This window comes from Salinicoccus sp. Marseille-QA3875, from assembly GCF_054950095.1.
Genome location: NZ_CM143103.1, coordinates 240,899 through 255,693 on the forward strand (window position 1 = coordinate 240,899; position 14,795 = coordinate 255,693).

Genomic DNA, 14,795 nt, shown 5'->3' on the forward strand with positions numbered 1-14,795 from the left:
GGACTAAGGATTGATTGGATGGGAAAAAATAATAATAACTCACCATTAGAAGAAACAACCAATGAGAAAATATTGAACGATTTAAAAACATTTGTTACTCAAATGAATAATCTGGAATCTCTCAGACTGCCTCAACGAGCATACACAATTATAAGACATGCCATCAGAAATTTGGTATTACCACCCGGTAGAACTATTTTGGAAAGAGAAGTTGCCGAAGCTCTTGGAATGAGCAGGACTCCTGTAAGGGAGGCATTAGTAAGACTTGAAATGGATGATGCATTAGAACTGATTCCAAGACGAGGTTTCTTTGTTGCTGAAATAGAGATAGGAGATTTGAATGATATTTATCGTATGAACGCTGCACTTGACGGCCTTGCAATTGAAATTGCAGCCTCAAATATCGATGATAAAGAAATAGACAACCTCGAAGAAATAGTCAATCAGCAGGAGATAATGATTGAAAAAGGAAAAATTAAAGAATGGGCAAAATCAGATGATGAATTTCATTATCGCATTATAGAGCTTTCACAGAATGACAGCTTGAATAAAGTCTTGGATATATATTCTGATAAACTTTTCAGAGCAAGACTTTTTACTATCGATTACAGACCGATTCCCAAACGTTCCATTCTGGAACATAAAGCGATGATTTCATGCTTGAGAGCCCAAGATGGAAAAGCAGCACGAAATGTTATGGAGTCTCACAGACAACGCGCTCATAAAGAGATTATAAAAGCATTAGAAACTATCAATCAGAATAAATAAAGAATATAAAAACGACCAAAATGAGTTATTAATTCATTCTGGTCGTTTTTCATGAGAACTCTGTCAAATAATAGCAGATCCCCATCATTCTATCCCTTCAGCAGTTCCAACCCGCGTTCATAGTCTTTCTGCCAAACGTCTTCAGGCACCATATTTCCACCTGTACTCCAGACAAGATGGGTCCCTGCAGTCATTTCAGGATCGGCTTTCTGCAGTCTGCAGCCGCCTGGCATGCCTGCAAGAGCCGATGGTTCCAGTTTCATCTGTTCTGTATCCCATAACTTGGCAAGCATTTTATACAATGACTCATCTTTAACGGTATAAAAACCTGAAATCATCTTCTCCACAGTCTTACCGATGAACTTGGACGGTCTGCCGACGGCCAGTCCGTCGGCAATCGTCACATTGTCCAGACCTATGTCACCGACAGATATTTCATCATGTTTACCAGTCATCACTCCGAGCAGCATGCAGGGTGAATTTACCGGTTCTGCAAACACCGGATGAACGTTGTCCCCGAACACTTCTTTCAACCCGAAAGTGATGCCGCCGGGCGCGCCGCCGACACCACACGGAAGATATACATACAACGGGTTCTCCGTATTGACTTCAATCTCCGCTTCGGCCAATTGGTGTTTAAGCCTTAAAGCGCTGACCGCATATCCTAAAAACAGAGTTTCCGAGTCTTCATCATCCACAAAATAAAAATCTTCCCGCTTCACGGCTTCATCTCTGCCCGCTTCTACAGCTTTGCTGTAGTCCTCTTCATGTTCGATTACATTCACACCATAGTCACGGAGTAACGCCTTTTTCCACACTTTCGCATCAACAGACATGTGGATGTCGACTTTAAAACCCAGCTCAGCGCTCATGATGCCTATGCTCAAGCCCAGATTACCCGTTGAGGCACAAACGATCGTATACCGGTTAAACACCTCTCTGAAGCGCTCTGATGCAAATTGATCATAATCTTCCTCTTCATCTATCAGGTCATATTCCGCTGCCAATTCTTCTGCATACTGCAGGATTTCATATATACCGCCGCGTGCTTTGACCGAACCAGAAATCGGAAGTATGTCATCTCTTTTAATATACAGCTGACCTTGCAATTCATCTTCTTCAGTTTCATTCAAATACTTCTCCATATTTTCAATCTTTTCAACAGGTGATTCTATAATACCGTCACTGCTCTTCGTCTCTGGAAATAGTTTTTTTATCAGCGGTGCAAATTTCAGCAGTCTCTGTTCTGCCCCTTTGATGTCATCAATGGTGAATCCGCTGTCCCTGCCAGCGTCATCATATGTGTCATACTTATCATTCAACCAGTAAACTTCAGTCATCTCAGATAATTTCTTTGAAATCAAATCGCTCATTCATATCCCTCCGAATTAAAAAAAGAGTAAGCTCAGCCTACTCTTTATCTCTCACATATTCAAAACTTAACTGCTTTCCATCGCATTTCTGATGCGTGACGGAATCATAACTACAGCTGCTGTCATATCCTCAGGGCGGAAAGTCTTATCGATGCATTCATCAAAAAACTCAAGATGCTTTTCATCAATTTTCTGGTTGGTCACTTCCTCGGCGCCGCTCATCTGAGCTTCCTGCACACTGTACCAATACAGATATTCAACGTTATTGAATTTTTCTCTGAAAATCGTCTCAACGTACATTCTTTCCCCTTCCAGGTTCATCAGTACATCTTCCATATTTTCATGCATGTAATCTATCCATGCATCCACACGTTTGCCTTTGCCTTCTTTAACACGAAATTTCGTGAGCTCTACTCTCATCGATTTCACCTCTCAAGTATTTGATACAACAAAACACCTTCAGCTCGATTAACGTCAATAGTTTCAACATTTGGATCTACCACTCGTGAGCTGTCATTAAATATGTAATAATGTATTAAAAAGGATGTTTATATGAAATTAATTTTAGCTTCATCATCACCGCGCAGACGCGATTTACTGAATCAGGTCAACATCGGATTCGAACTTCGAAAACAATCGGCTGATGAATCAAGAGTAACCATAACAAACCCGGTAAAAAAAGTAAAGGCCCTTGCGAAAATAAAATCCGACATGACCGAAATATCTGAAGGTGAAGTGGTTTTAACCGCTGATACAGTTGTATCGAAGGACGGCGTCATCTATGAAAAACCGAAGAATAAAGACCATGCCCATCAGATGATAAAAGAATTCAGCGGTGCTGTACATCAAGTTCACACTGCCTGTCTGCTCCGGTCAATGCATGATGAAAAGATGATTGTGTCTAAAACAGACGTGACATTTTACGATTTAACCGAGAAAGATATTGAAAGTTATTTACAGACCGATGACTTTTCCGACAAAGCCGGCGGTTATGGCATACAAAGCTACGGCGCTCTGCTGGTCAAAGAGATTAAAGGTGACTACAACACAGTTGTCGGGCTGCCGCTTGCTGAAGTTGTCCATACGTTAAAAGAATGGCAGGAGTGATTATTTGTCTCCTCGCCATTCTGCATAAAACTGTTCAAGATAATCTTCCATGAAACGATGACGCTCTTCTGCGAGTGTTTTAGCAGCATCTGTGTGCATCAGTTCTTTCAACTTCAGCAACTTTTCATAGAAATGATTGATCATCGTATTATTGCTCTTACGATATTCCTCTGCAGTCATATTTGATCTGGCATCTATTTCAGAGTCATACATCTCGTGATTTTTTGCTCCGCCAAATATGAATGTTCTCGCAATGCCGATTGCACCGAGTGCATCCAGCCTGTCCGCATCCTGGACGATCTTATCCTCAATGCTCCTGACTTTGAATTCATTATTTCCACCTTTGAAAGATACCGACTGCATGGCATACAATATTTTCTCGACAGCTGCCTCTCCGATGGCAAAACTTCTCAAATAATCTCTGGCATCTTCAACTGCATGCTCACTTTTATTCAGCTTGTCATCTATTGTGTCATGAAGCAGGCTTGCCACAGCAATGATGAAGTAGTCCCCGCCTGCACTTTCCTGAATGTGCAGTGCATTTCTGTACACCCTCATCACATGGTGAAAATCATGACCTGTAGAATCACCTGCATGAAATTCTTCAACATGATTTTTTACTGATTCAATGATTTGTTCTTTGTTCATATCGATCCCTCAACAATCCTGATGATATTGATAAAACTCTCGAAACTGAAAATACCACACCCAAAGGGTGTGGTAAAGGTCATCTATATATTACTCAGCTTCCTGGAATTGTAATTCCAGGTTGACTTTAACGTCTTTACTTACAAGTACGCCGCCTGTTTCAAGTGACGCGTTCCAAGTCAGACCGTAATCTTCACGGTTGATTGTGAATGAACCTTCGAAACCATGTACCGTTCCGCCGCCCATAGGGTCTTTACCCTGACCGTTATATTCCATTACGATTGTTTCTTCTCTAGTTACATCTTTTATAGTCAAATCACCAGTCACTTTAAAAGAATCACCTGTTTTTTCAATTTTGCTTGAAGTGAAAGTGATCGTCGGATATTTCTCAGTATCGAAGAAATCCTCTGATTGAAGATGGCCGTCACGGTCGGCTACTTTAGTGTTGACAGTTGCTGCGTTAGCTGAAGCTTTCAGAGTCGCATTTTCAAAGTCTTCCATTGAATCCGTATCGATTTCAACTGAATACTCATTGAAAGTACCTTTTACTTTAGTCACCATCATATGTTTTACTGAGAATTCTACTTCCGAGTGAACGTTATCTGCTACAAATTTAGTCATTATTAAAAAAACCTCCAAGTTTTATTGTTATCTTTATTTGATCTATATTTATAATAATACACTTGGTTACTAAAAGCAAGTAGTAAACTTATAAAAACTCTAATTCTAAGTATTATTTTACACTTTAGGAGTGATTGCTGCTCAAATCATTAAAGAATTTTATAATCTCTGCGTTCATATCATCAATATTTTCGGTATGCAAATATTGATGGCCCTCATTTTCGTATACTACCAGCTCTGCATCTTTGCCCTGCCTTTTCATCTTTTCATACATCTGCTCAGATTCAGTATAAGGCACCCTGACATCATTTTTTGAATGGAATATCCTTAACGGGGTCTGAATTGCCCGGGTATTCCCGAGCGGCGCAATCTCCCGCATGAACTTATCATGCTCGCCGATAAAGCCATATTCATGTGAACGCAGTTCTCTGCGCCATTTTGATGTGTTTCTAAGCAGTGTTATTAAATGGGAGATGCCGACGATATCCACTGCACCCTTCCATAATTCAGGATAATGAGAGATTGACAGTAGTGTGATAAAACCGCCGTAGCTTCTTCCCATTATAAATATTCTTCTTCTGTCAGCCAAATGAACATCGATTAGATGCTTTCTCAAATGAACGACGTCACGGACCGCATCCAGCCGCTTCTCCTTATCGTCCAGTCCGATATAGAATTTATGGTAGCCGGTACTGCCTCTTATATTCGGTACCGCAATCTGATAACCTTCTTTAGATAATTTATAATACAGTTCATTGAATTCCGGACGTGCCTGGGATTCCGGGCCGCCGTGTATATGAATGACCGTTTTAACATCACTGCGCTGCTGTTCATATAAATAAAAAGGGATATCCAAATCATCAAATGACACATAAGTATTTGAAGAGACAGAAATCTCCGTATCCAGGGACCTGTTCCCAAACAACTTTTCAAGTGAGCCGCCGTCCAGATCATACCGATAGAAATGATGCGGTTCCGCCATGCCTGAATATAAGAAATATAAGTAGTTCTGACTTTTTTTAAACGACTGGATGACACCTTTAAAAGGCAGATCCATTTTTGTTGATATACCTTCTTTTATATCGTATTCGTAAACTTGTGAAAAACCATTTTCATTCAAAGTCAAATATGCAGTATTATTATCGGATGATAATATAAAATGTTCTATATTCCATTTGAAATCTGTAATTCTCTCATATGACCATGTGTTTTTATCGAGCGAATAAAGATTCAGGTAACCGTTGGTATAATCACTGATGAATACTGCACGCTTTTCGTCGATTGAATTATAATTTTTAAATCTGCCTTCAGGAAAAGGAAGTTCTATAATTTCATTCTTCTCCATATCATAAAGATATAGGCGTTGATTGATGTTGGTCACGTCCTGGCTGATTAAAAGCTTGTCATCATCATATCTGGATAAAATTTTAACTGGCTTGTCAAATGTCTCAAGCAACTGGATTTCACCATCAAATGTGGATGAGCACAGTTCAAAATCTCCTTTATCCTGATGATTTCTTAAATATATGATTTTGTCATTGATTGTGGTGCCGTAGTAATGATAGTAATCCGGTGCGTCAGTCAGGGGGATATTTCTATCTGCCAATTTGAATTGTTCTCTTTCATTGCCATTAAAATCTGTCGAAATCATCAATTGGTCCTCTGCAAACCAATATTTTTTAACGTTCTGTCTTTCGTCTGTCACCTGCTGGATTGAACCGTCACCGAGATGATACTTATGAAGTTCCCTCTTCCCCGTCTGGTCACTGATGAAATATAGATGATTGTCCTTAAATTTCATGTTCAAGTATTTTACAAACTCCGACACTTTCATCACTCCTAATATGCTTCTATAATACAAAAATACCCTAAACCTTTTCTCTTTAAAAGGTTTAGGGTACAAGCATCAGAAACTTTCTACTTTTCCTTCTGTAATTTTGCGTTCGATGAGTCTGTCACCGACATATATATATATGATACCTGTTTCGAAATCAGTGTAGTTTGATTTATAATATACTGCCTCATAGTCATAATCATCATCAATGTTATCCACGATCATATAAGCATCGTCGATTTTTTTAAGAAACACTCTCTTACCTGATGCATAATCAAAGAAATCATTATCGACCGCAAGGTTGAACGGAATGAAAGTCAGGAACGTCTGCGGCAGTTTAGTCAATATATAGCTGGACAGTGAGCCTTGGAGGATAAGATCCATCAACTGTTCTCTGTCTTCACCGATAATCAAATGGTCTGTTTTCTTTTTCTGGGCATATTGAACTGCTTTTTCAAATGCGTGTTTAGGTACAGTTTCAATAATATCTAGATTACAATTCAAGTCTTCAGCACGGTTTTTAATCAGCTGGAAGTCCACTTCCTTGTTATACTTCAACTCATTGGAACTGATATCGACGACAAGAATATTAAGGTTATCATCATTTTGAACCAACTCCAGGGCATGTTTGATCATGCCTTCACCTTGAATTCCGTATTCAATTACAATTGTAACGTTTTTACCCATAACAAGTCTCCTCTAATCACAGATATGATGTAAATATGATTATAACATCTTGTCACAGAATTGATATATTATAAATAAATTTATTTGTGATAATTTACAGCAATCTGTGTGCCGATTTTTGCATTATTCTTAACCAGCTTGATATTTGTTTCCAAACTCTTTCCGCCAGTGTTTTCCACCACTTTACTCAACAGGAATGGTGTTGAATCTTTTCCATGAATGCCTTTTTCCCGGGCTTCTTTAACAGCGTCACCAATGATGCCGTCTATATACTCTCTGTCCATTTCATCTTCTTCAGGAATAGGGTTTGCCACTACGATGCCGCCGTGCAGGTTCAATTCATATTTGGTTTTTGCAATGGATGCAATCTCTTCAGTCGTGTCACTTGATGCATTGAGTCCAATACCACTCTCACGAGTAAAGAATGCAGGCAGTTCATCGGTCTGATAACCGATTACAGGGACACCTTTCGTTTCAAGGTATTCCATGGTCTTATCGAGGTCTAAAATAGATTTGGCACCTGCGCATATCACTACAACATCTGTCTGTGCAAGTTCTTCCAAATCTGCAGAAATATCCATTGTATTTTCCACACCGCGGTGAACGCCTCCGATACCGCCTGTAACGAAGAAACGGATGCCTGCCATCTCTGCACAGATCATCGTCGATGCCACTGTTGTGGCACCCAGCTGCTTAGTTGCCACTACCTGCGCTATATCTCTTCTGGACACTTTCGCAATGCCTTCGGTGTTACCCATGATTTCAAGCTCTTCATCATTCAGCCCGATCTTGATCTTACCGTCTATGATTGCTATTGTTGCGGGCACTGCACCATTCTCTCTTACAATCTGCTCGACTTCTTTTGCCATCTCGACATTTTGAGGATATGGCATGCCATGTGAAATAATTGTAGATTCCAATGCAACTACGGGTTTATTTTCATCTAAAGCTTTCTGTACTTCGTCTGTAATGCTTAAAAATTGTTTCATTTGATTTCCTCCAGATTTTTTAATAATTGATGCTCATCCAAATCCTGTCTGACTGTATAGCTTGTTTCAATTGTTTTTCTGCTGTTGATCATGCCCAGTTTGATTATATCTTCTATATCCATACCCTTCAGCCAGCCGTATACAACCGCTGCAGAGAATGAATCACCTGCACCTGTGACATCTGTCACTTTATCCGACTTCTCTATCACATGGACAGATGCTTCGCTGCCAGTGCTGTATGCAAGCGAACTGGAGCCATTTGTCACAATGACATGTTCCACTCCTTCACCATTCCATTTGCGCACAGATTCCATCAGATCTTTTTCTGTTTCTATCTTCATGTTGAAGTGTGTTTCAGTTTCATCACGGTTGACGATCATCCAGTTCACAGCATGCAGATTGTGAGGAAGATTTTTCATTTTAGGGCCAGATACCGGAATCAGCACCACTTTAATATCGTGTTTTTCAGCATAAGCGCATAAAAACTCGAGAGATGCTCTCGGTATATTCAAATCAGCGATGATACATTTCGCGCCCTTCAGTATATAGGTGTTTTTAATCAGAACCTCAGGCGTCAGTTCATCATACACATCCATATCCGCAAAACCGTACTCCATATCACCTGTATCACTGATCAATGCTGTATATGAACCCGTACTCTTATTACCAATCTGATGTACATAATCCAGATTGACGAATGGCGATGTCAAAGTTCTGATCGTATCCCACTCACTGTCAACACCGCAAGCTGTAATAAGCGTTACATCCTGCGACAGCCTGCCCAGGTTCTCGCCTATGTTTCTCGCCACCCCGCCAATAGATTTAGTTGACTGGATGGGATTTGAAGTGCCGTGAATCAACTGATCTGTTACATAGTACTTACGGTCGACGTTCGCAGCACCGATACACACTATAGGATACTCATCATTTAAAACATAAGCCTTGCCATGCACATATTCTTTTCTAATCAGCCCGGAAATGATATTAGCTACTGTAGAGCGCGATAAACCGACCTTATCAGAAAGTTCCTGCTGGGATATAAAAGGATTTTCTTTTATATTATCCAAAACCATCTGTTCCTTTTCATTCACGACCGCACCTCCATAAAACATTTGTTTGATAAATAAACATTTGTTTATAATATATCATAAAATGATCGGATAGACAGTATTTTTTTAAAAAAGTTTTCATTCTAAAAGAAACTGGATATATAAAATTATTAATCAAAAAAGTTCACTTTATATCTTGACCATCACTACTATTATGCGTTATAATTCTATTATTGTCTTTAAATATTCCACATGCCACCATGGCGGAATTGGCAGACGCGTTGGATTCAAAATCCAATGGCCGTAAAGGTCGTGTCGGTTCGATCCCGACTGGTGGTACTACTTACCCCTGGAGTACATACTTCAGGGGATTTTTTATGCTTTATTATTTTACATACTAAAAAAACCAGGTGCATCAGCAGCTGGTTTTCTATATAACAATTAATTTTAATTAATGAAACAATATAAAATAAAATGGAGCGGAAGATAGGATTTGAACCTATGTCTTGCTTCAGGTAGAAGCATGTTCTAAACACTAAACTACTTCCGCATCTTATAAAAGGGTGCTAAAGGCGCCAACCGGATTTGAACCGGTGATAGAGGATTTGCAGTCCTCGGCCTTACCACTTGGCTATGGCGCCGAAAAAACTGGGCTGAAAGGATTCGAACCTTTGCATGACGAGACCAAAACCCGTTGCCTTACCGCTTGGCTACAGCCCAAAATGGGGCGACCGATGGGTTTCGAACCCACGCATGCCGGAACCACAATCCGGTGTGTTAACCACTTCACCACGATCGCCATGGCAGGGGTAGTAGGAATCGAACCCACACCAAAGGTTTTGGAGACCTCTATTCTACCATTGAACTATACCCCTAGAATGGAGAGGGGCAGATTCGAACTGCCGAACCCGAAGGAGCGGATTTACAGTCCGCCGCGTTTAGCCACTTCGCTACCTCTCCATAAATGGTGCCGGCCAGAGGACTTGAACCCCCAACCTACTGATTACAAGTCAGTTGCTCTACCAATTGAGCTAGGCCGGCTATTTTCAAAGGTGGTCCAGGACGGAATCGAACCGCCGACACAAGGATTTTCAATCCTTTGCTCTACCGACTGAGCTACTGGACCACAACTGTATTTTATAAATAAAAAAATGGCGGTCCTGACGGGAATTGAACCCGCGATCTCCTGCGTGACAGGCAGGCATGTTAACCGCTACACCACAGGACCTGAGTAAAAACAAATAATTGCGGGAGTTGGATTTGAACCAACGACCTCCGGGTTATGAGCCCGACGAGCTACCGAACTGCTCCATCCCGCGATAATAATATTAAAATAATGGCGGAGGAAGAGGGATTCGAACCCCCGCGGGCGGTTAAGCCCCTGTCGGTTTTCAAGACCGATCCCTTCAGCCGAACTTGGGTATTCCTCCATATGAAAATAAGTTAAAACGATGGTGGACCTTGCAGGACTCGAACCTGCGACCCAACGGTTATGAGCCGTTTGCTCTGACCAACTGAGCTAAAGGTCCGTATGGCGGTGGAGGGGATCGAACCCCCGACCTCACGGGTATGAACCGTGCGCTCTAGCCAGCTGAGCTACACCGCCGTGTTAAACTCAATCTATAATGGTGGAGACTAGCGGGATCGAACCGCTGACCTCCTGCGTGCAAGGCAGGCGCTCTCCCAGCTGAGCTAAGCCCCCATTATAATAAAAAAGTAAAAGTGAATCAAGTCGGGAAGACAGGATTCGAACCTGCGACCCCTTGGTCCCAAACCAAGTGCTCTACCAAGCTGAGCTACTTCCCGCTATACGCGCCCGAGAGGAGTCGAACCCCTAGCCTTCTGATCCGTAGTCAGACGCTCTATCCAATTGAGCTACGGGCGCAAAATATATGGTGCCGAGAACCGGAATCGAACCGGTACGGTAATTACTTACCGCAGGATTTTAAGTCCTGTGCGTCTGCCAATTCCGCCACCCCGGCAAACAGGGTATTTAATAATAGATGGAGCGGAAGACGGGATTCGAACCCGCGACCCCCACCTTGGCAAGGTGGTGTTCTACCACTGAACTACTTCCGCTTACTATTGATGATAAAAATGGTGCGGGTGAAGGGAGTCGAACCCCCACGCCGTAAAGCGCTAGATCCTAAGTCTAGTGCGTCTGCCAGTTCCGCCACACCCGCATGAAACATGAGCCATAGAGGACTCGAACCTCTGACCCTTTGATTAAAAGTCAAATGCTCTACCACCTGAGCTAATGGCTCATTCTACTAATGAATGAATGGTGCCGGCCAGAGGACTTGAACCCCCAACCTACTGATTACAAGTCAGTTGCTCTACCAATTGAGCTAGGCCGGCAATAAATGGTGGAGAATGACGGGTTCGAACCGCCGACCCTCTGCTTGTAAGGCAGATGCTCTCCCAGCTGAGCTAATTCTCCAAAATATGATGGTACTATAAAGTTCTAAATATGTAAAGCATTGCCTGGCAGCGTCCTACTCTGACGGGACGAATGTCCAACTACCATCGGCGCTGGAGAGCTTAACGGCTGTGTTCGGCATGGGAACAGGTGTGGCCTCTCCGCCATCACTACCAGACAATGTTGACTGTCGAATACATGAAATGTAATCACAGATTAAGGATGTTCGACTGAATCGAACGAATGTGACGATGTCACATTCAAAACCGGATAGAAGCAAACAAACCAAGCAAGTGTAAAAAGCCTTTACACGGTACAAATCTTTGAATAAGTCGTCGATCGATTAGTATTCGTCCGCTGAGTATGTTGCCATACGTACACGCCGAACCTATCTACCTCATCATCTCTGAGGGATCTATTGGGGAAATCTCATCTTGAGGGGGGCTTCATGCTTAGATGCTTTCAGCACTTATCCCGTCCATACATAGCTACCCAGCAATGCCGTTGGCACGACAACTGGTACACCAGGGGTATGTCCATCCCGGTCCTCTCGTACTAAGGACAGCGCCTCTCAAATTTCCTACGCCCACGACGGATAGGGACCGAACTGTCTCACGACGTTCTGAACCCAGCTCGCGTGCCGCTTTAATGGGCGAACAGCCCAACCCTTGGGACCGACTACAGCCCCAGGATGCGACGAGCCGACATCGAGGTGCCAAACCTCCCCGTCGATGTGAACTCTTGGGGGAGATAAGCCTGTTATCCCCGGGGTAGCTTTTATCCGTTGAGCGATGGCCCTTCCATGCGGAACCACCGGATCACTAAGTCCGTCTTTCGACCCTGCTCGACTTGTTGGTCTCGCAGTCAAGCTCCCTTATGCCTTTACACTCTGTGAATGATTTCCAACCATTCTGAGGGAACCTTTGAGCGCCTCCGTTACTCTTTAGGAGGCGACCGCCCCAGTCAAACTGTCCACCTGACACTGTCTCCCGCCCGGATCACGGGCGTGGGTTAGAATATCAACATCACCAGGGTGGTATCCCACCGGCGCCTCCATGTATACTGGCGTACACACTTCACAGGCTCCCACCTATTCTGTACGGGGGATGTCAAGATTCAATATCAGGATACAGTAAAGCTCCACGGGGTCTTTCCGTCCTGTCGCGGGTAACCTGCATCTTCACAGGTAATATGATTTCACCGAGCCTCTCGTTGAGACAGTGCCCAAATCGTTGCGCCTTTCGTGCGGGTCAGAACTTACCTGACAAGGAATTTCGCTACCTTAGGACCGTTATAGTTACGGCCGCCGTTTACTGGGGCTTCAATTTGCACCTTCGTTCCGAAGAACTAAGCGCGCCTCTTAACCTTCCAGCACCGGGCAGGCGTCAGCCCCTATACGTCACCTTTCGGTTTGGCAGAGACCTGTGTTTTTGATAAACAGTCGCTTGGGCCTATTCACTGCGGCTCATATCTCTATGAGCACCCCTTCTCCCGAAGTTACGGGGTCATTTTGCCGAGTTCCTTAACGAGAGTTCGCTCGCTCACCTTAGAATTCTCTTCCCAACTACCTGTGTCGGTTTACGGTACGGGCGGTATATATCTTGCTAGCAGCTTTTCTTGGCAGTGTGAATCAACAGCTTCGCCTACTAAATTTCGGCTCCCCGTCACAACTCACGGTTACACAGGGCGGATTTGCCTACCCTGACCACTCGTTGCTTGGACATGCACTTCCATCGGCATGCCTGACCATCCTCCTGCGTCACCACATCACTCGAACAATATACACCGGTACAGGAATGTCTACCTGTCATCCATCGCCTACGCGTCTTCGCCTCGGCTTAGGTCCCGACTAACCCAGAGCGGACGAGCCTTCCTCTGGAAACCTTAGTCATTCGGTGGACGGGATTCCCACCCGTCTTTCGCTACTCACACCGGCATTCTCACTTCTAAGCGCTCCACATGTCCTCACGATCATGCTTCGCTGCACTTAGAACGCTCTCCTACCATCAATAAATTGATCCACAGTTTCGGTAATATGTTTAGCCCCGGTACATTTTCGGCGCAGCGTCACTTGACTAGTGAGCTATTACGCACTCTTTAAATGATGGCTGCTTCTAAGCCAACATCCTAGTTGTCTGTGCAACGCCACATCCTTTTCCACTTAACATATATTTGGGGACCTTAACTGGTGGTCTGGGCTGTTGCCCTCTCGACAATGGACCTTATCACCCACTGTCTGACTCCCATGAAGCGCATCTATGGCATTCGGAGTTTGTCTGAATTCGGTAACCCGGGATGGGCCCCTCGTCCAAACAGTGCTCTACCTCCACGATGCTCTCATGAGGCTATACCTAAATATATTTCGGAGAGAACCAGCTATCTCCAGGTTCGATTGGAATTTCACCGCTACCCACACCTCATCCGGTCACTTTTCAACGTAAGTCGGTTCGGCCCTCCATCCAGTGTTACCTGGACTTCAGCCTGGACATGGGTAGATCACCTGGTTTCGGGTCTACGACGATATACTATGGCGCCCTGTTCAGACTCGCTTTCGCTGCGGCTCCACATTCACTGCTTAACCTTGCATATCATCGTAAGTCGCCGGTTCATTCTACAAAAGGCACGCCATCACCCATTAACGGGCTCTGACTACTTGTAAGCACACGGTTTCAGGTTCTATTTCACTCCCCTTCCGGGGTGCTTTTCACCTTTCCCTCACGGTACTGGTTCACTATCGGTCACTAAGAAGTATTTAGCCTTGGGAGATGGTCCTCCCGGATTCCGACGGAATTTCTCGTGTTCCGCCGTACTCAGGATCCACCTAGGGCCGACAACGTTTTCGTCTACGGGACTGTTACCCCCTCCGGTTCATCTTTCCAGATGGTTCGACTAACATTATCTTTCCACATTGGTGTCCTACAACCCCAGCCGAAGCTGGTTTGGGCTCTTCCCGTTTCGCTCGCCGCTACTCAGGGAATCGTGTTTACTTTCTCTTCCTCCGGGTACTAAGATGTTTCAGTTCCCCGGGTCTACCTCCAAATGCGCTATGTATTCACGCATTGGTAACGTCCATAAGACGCTGGGTTCCCCCATTCGGACATCTTCGATTCACAGCTTACTTACAGCTCCTCGAAGCATTTCGGTGTTGGTTCCGTCCTTCATCGGCTCTTAGTGCCAAGGCATCCACCGTGCGCTCTTCATCACTTAATCGTAATGAATTTGTGAGTGTACTGGTTACAGTACATCGCGTGTATCTTGAACTCTTTGTTCTCGGTTTTCTACGCTTGTTTTGATTTCGGT

Annotated in this window: 10 protein-coding genes, 23 tRNA genes and 2 rRNA genes; 3 read left to right on the forward strand and 32 right to left on the reverse strand. The window is 43.7% G+C overall.

Annotation, left to right across the window (positions count from 1 at the left end; all coding sequences use genetic code 11):
- The first annotated feature begins 18 nt into the window (after positions 1–18).
- Entirely contained in the window at positions 19–768 is a 750-nt protein-coding gene (locus ACY8DT_RS01285; protein WP_462421162.1) for a GntR family transcriptional regulator, read from the forward strand.
- 89 nt (positions 769–857) lie between these two features.
- Here the strand turns inward: ACY8DT_RS01285 and dsdA are convergent, their stop codons facing one another.
- Positions 858–2,141: a D-serine ammonia-lyase gene (gene dsdA / locus ACY8DT_RS01290; RefSeq protein ID WP_462421163.1), complete on the reverse strand. Its 1,284-nt coding sequence runs from the start codon at positions 2,139–2,141 to the stop codon at positions 858–860.
- Between the two features lie 66 nt (positions 2,142–2,207).
- Positions 2,208–2,561: a DUF6176 family protein gene (locus ACY8DT_RS01295; RefSeq protein ID WP_462421164.1), complete on the reverse strand. Its 354-nt coding sequence runs from the start codon at positions 2,559–2,561 to the stop codon at positions 2,208–2,210.
- A gap of 132 nt (positions 2,562–2,693) precedes the next feature.
- Here ACY8DT_RS01295 and ACY8DT_RS01300 point away from each other — a divergent pair, with 132 nt between their 5' ends.
- Complete coding sequence (locus ACY8DT_RS01300; RefSeq protein WP_462421165.1) at positions 2,694–3,248, forward strand: Maf family protein; 555 nt, start codon at positions 2,694–2,696, stop codon at positions 3,246–3,248.
- Here ACY8DT_RS01300 and ACY8DT_RS01305 read toward each other — a convergent pair whose 3' ends face one another.
- The 6 genes from ACY8DT_RS01305 to ACY8DT_RS01330 all read right to left on the reverse strand — a co-directional run bounded on the left by ACY8DT_RS01305 (position 3,249) and on the right by ACY8DT_RS01330 (position 9,118).
- Positions 3,249–3,896 carry an HD domain-containing protein gene (locus tag ACY8DT_RS01305; RefSeq protein WP_462421166.1) on the reverse strand — a complete coding sequence of 216 codons (648 nt, stop codon included), beginning with the start codon at positions 3,894–3,896 and terminating at the stop codon, positions 3,249–3,251.
- Between the two features lie 90 nt (positions 3,897–3,986).
- Positions 3,987–4,517 (reverse strand): YceI family protein, encoded by a 531-nt coding sequence (locus tag ACY8DT_RS01310; protein WP_462421167.1) that lies wholly within the window; start codon positions 4,515–4,517, stop codon positions 3,987–3,989.
- 124 nt (positions 4,518–4,641) lie between these two features.
- Positions 4,642–6,345, reverse strand: coding sequence for a S9 family peptidase (locus tag ACY8DT_RS01315; RefSeq protein ID WP_462421168.1), 1,704 nt, complete (start codon positions 6,343–6,345; stop codon positions 4,642–4,644).
- 78 nt (positions 6,346–6,423) lie between these two features.
- Positions 6,424–7,038 (reverse strand): hypothetical protein, encoded by a 615-nt coding sequence (locus ACY8DT_RS01320; RefSeq protein WP_462421169.1) that lies wholly within the window; start codon positions 7,036–7,038, stop codon positions 6,424–6,426.
- A gap of 80 nt (positions 7,039–7,118) precedes the next feature.
- Positions 7,119–8,027, reverse strand: coding sequence for a pseudouridine-5'-phosphate glycosidase (locus ACY8DT_RS01325; protein WP_462421170.1), 909 nt, complete (start codon positions 8,025–8,027; stop codon positions 7,119–7,121).
- Positions 8,024–9,118, reverse strand: coding sequence for a carbohydrate kinase (locus tag ACY8DT_RS01330; protein WP_462421171.1), 1,095 nt, complete (start codon positions 9,116–9,118; stop codon positions 8,024–8,026). Before ACY8DT_RS01330 ends, ACY8DT_RS01325 begins: the two co-directional genes overlap by 4 nt.
- Before the next feature lie 212 nt (positions 9,119–9,330).
- Between ACY8DT_RS01330 and ACY8DT_RS01335 the strand changes: the two genes are divergently transcribed.
- Positions 9,331–9,415, forward strand: a tRNA-Leu gene (locus ACY8DT_RS01335).
- A gap of 136 nt (positions 9,416–9,551) precedes the next feature.
- On the opposite strand, the gene ACY8DT_RS01340 is transcribed toward ACY8DT_RS01335, so the two are convergent.
- The 24 genes from ACY8DT_RS01340 to ACY8DT_RS01455 form a co-directional block, all read right to left on the reverse strand.
- Positions 9,552–9,626, reverse strand: a tRNA-OTHER gene (locus ACY8DT_RS01340).
- A 20-nt stretch (positions 9,627–9,646) separates the two neighbouring features.
- Positions 9,647–9,717: transfer RNA gene (locus tag ACY8DT_RS01345), tRNA-Cys, on the reverse strand.
- 7 nt (positions 9,718–9,724) lie between these two features.
- Positions 9,725–9,796, reverse strand: a tRNA-Gln gene (locus ACY8DT_RS01350).
- Positions 9,797–9,799: 3 nt separating this feature from the next.
- A tRNA-His gene (locus tag ACY8DT_RS01355) sits at positions 9,800–9,875 on the reverse strand.
- Positions 9,876–9,877: 2 nt separating this feature from the next.
- Positions 9,878–9,951: transfer RNA gene (locus ACY8DT_RS01360), tRNA-Trp, on the reverse strand.
- A 4-nt stretch (positions 9,952–9,955) separates the two neighbouring features.
- Positions 9,956–10,036 (reverse strand) — tRNA-Tyr (locus ACY8DT_RS01365).
- A gap of 5 nt (positions 10,037–10,041) precedes the next feature.
- Positions 10,042–10,117: transfer RNA gene (locus ACY8DT_RS01370), tRNA-Thr, on the reverse strand.
- Between the two features lie 12 nt (positions 10,118–10,129).
- Positions 10,130–10,202 (reverse strand) — tRNA-Phe (locus ACY8DT_RS01375).
- A gap of 26 nt (positions 10,203–10,228) precedes the next feature.
- Positions 10,229–10,304, reverse strand: a tRNA-Asp gene (locus ACY8DT_RS01380).
- Between the two features lie 17 nt (positions 10,305–10,321).
- Positions 10,322–10,395: transfer RNA gene (locus tag ACY8DT_RS01385), tRNA-Met, on the reverse strand.
- 18 nt (positions 10,396–10,413) lie between these two features.
- Positions 10,414–10,506, reverse strand: a tRNA-Ser gene (locus tag ACY8DT_RS01390).
- A gap of 22 nt (positions 10,507–10,528) precedes the next feature.
- A tRNA-Ile gene (locus ACY8DT_RS01395) sits at positions 10,529–10,605 on the reverse strand.
- 3 nt (positions 10,606–10,608) lie between these two features.
- Positions 10,609–10,682, reverse strand: a tRNA-Met gene (locus tag ACY8DT_RS01400).
- Positions 10,683–10,702: 20 nt separating this feature from the next.
- Positions 10,703–10,778, reverse strand: a tRNA-Ala gene (locus tag ACY8DT_RS01405).
- Positions 10,779–10,808: 30 nt separating this feature from the next.
- Positions 10,809–10,882, reverse strand: a tRNA-Pro gene (locus tag ACY8DT_RS01410).
- 5 nt (positions 10,883–10,887) lie between these two features.
- Positions 10,888–10,961 (reverse strand) — tRNA-Arg (locus ACY8DT_RS01415).
- An 8-nt stretch (positions 10,962–10,969) separates the two neighbouring features.
- Positions 10,970–11,058, reverse strand: a tRNA-Leu gene (locus ACY8DT_RS01420).
- Between the two features lie 22 nt (positions 11,059–11,080).
- Positions 11,081–11,155, reverse strand: a tRNA-Gly gene (locus ACY8DT_RS01425).
- A 19-nt stretch (positions 11,156–11,174) separates the two neighbouring features.
- Positions 11,175–11,259, reverse strand: a tRNA-Leu gene (locus ACY8DT_RS01430).
- A gap of 8 nt (positions 11,260–11,267) precedes the next feature.
- Positions 11,268–11,340, reverse strand: a tRNA-Lys gene (locus tag ACY8DT_RS01435).
- An 18-nt stretch (positions 11,341–11,358) separates the two neighbouring features.
- Positions 11,359–11,434: transfer RNA gene (locus tag ACY8DT_RS01440), tRNA-Thr, on the reverse strand.
- A gap of 6 nt (positions 11,435–11,440) precedes the next feature.
- Positions 11,441–11,516, reverse strand: a tRNA-Val gene (locus ACY8DT_RS01445).
- Between the two features lie 42 nt (positions 11,517–11,558).
- Positions 11,559–11,673: ribosomal RNA gene (gene rrf / locus ACY8DT_RS01450) — 5S ribosomal RNA — on the reverse strand.
- 145 nt (positions 11,674–11,818) lie between these two features.
- Positions 11,819–14,705, reverse strand: a 23S ribosomal RNA gene (locus ACY8DT_RS01455).
- Positions 14,706–14,795: the final 90 nt, after the last annotated feature.

What these genes read in the sequence shown, in the direction of transcription:
- ACY8DT_RS01285 (WP_462421162.1), top strand. Translation starts at nt 19, where the DNA reads ATGGGAAAAAATAATAATAACTCACCATTAGAAGAAACAACCAATGAG.
- dsdA (WP_462421163.1), bottom strand. Translation starts at nt 2,141, where the DNA reads ATGAGCGATTTGATTTCAAAGAAATTATCTGAGATGACTGAAGTTTAC.
- ACY8DT_RS01295 (WP_462421164.1), bottom strand. Translation starts at nt 2,561, where the DNA reads ATGAGAGTAGAGCTCACGAAATTTCGTGTTAAAGAAGGCAAAGGCAAA.
- ACY8DT_RS01300 (WP_462421165.1), top strand. Translation starts at nt 2,694, where the DNA reads ATGAAATTAATTTTAGCTTCATCATCACCGCGCAGACGCGATTTACTG.
- ACY8DT_RS01305 (WP_462421166.1), bottom strand. Translation starts at nt 3,896, where the DNA reads ATGAACAAAGAACAAATCATTGAATCAGTAAAAAATCATGTTGAAGAA.
- ACY8DT_RS01310 (WP_462421167.1), bottom strand. Translation starts at nt 4,517, where the DNA reads ATGACTAAATTTGTAGCAGATAACGTTCACTCGGAAGTAGAATTCTCA.
- ACY8DT_RS01320 (WP_462421169.1), bottom strand. Translation starts at nt 7,038, where the DNA reads ATGGGTAAAAACGTTACAATTGTAATTGAATACGGAATTCAAGGTGAA.
- ACY8DT_RS01325 (WP_462421170.1), bottom strand. Translation starts at nt 8,027, where the DNA reads ATGAAACAATTTTTAAGCATTACAGACGAAGTACAGAAAGCTTTAGAT.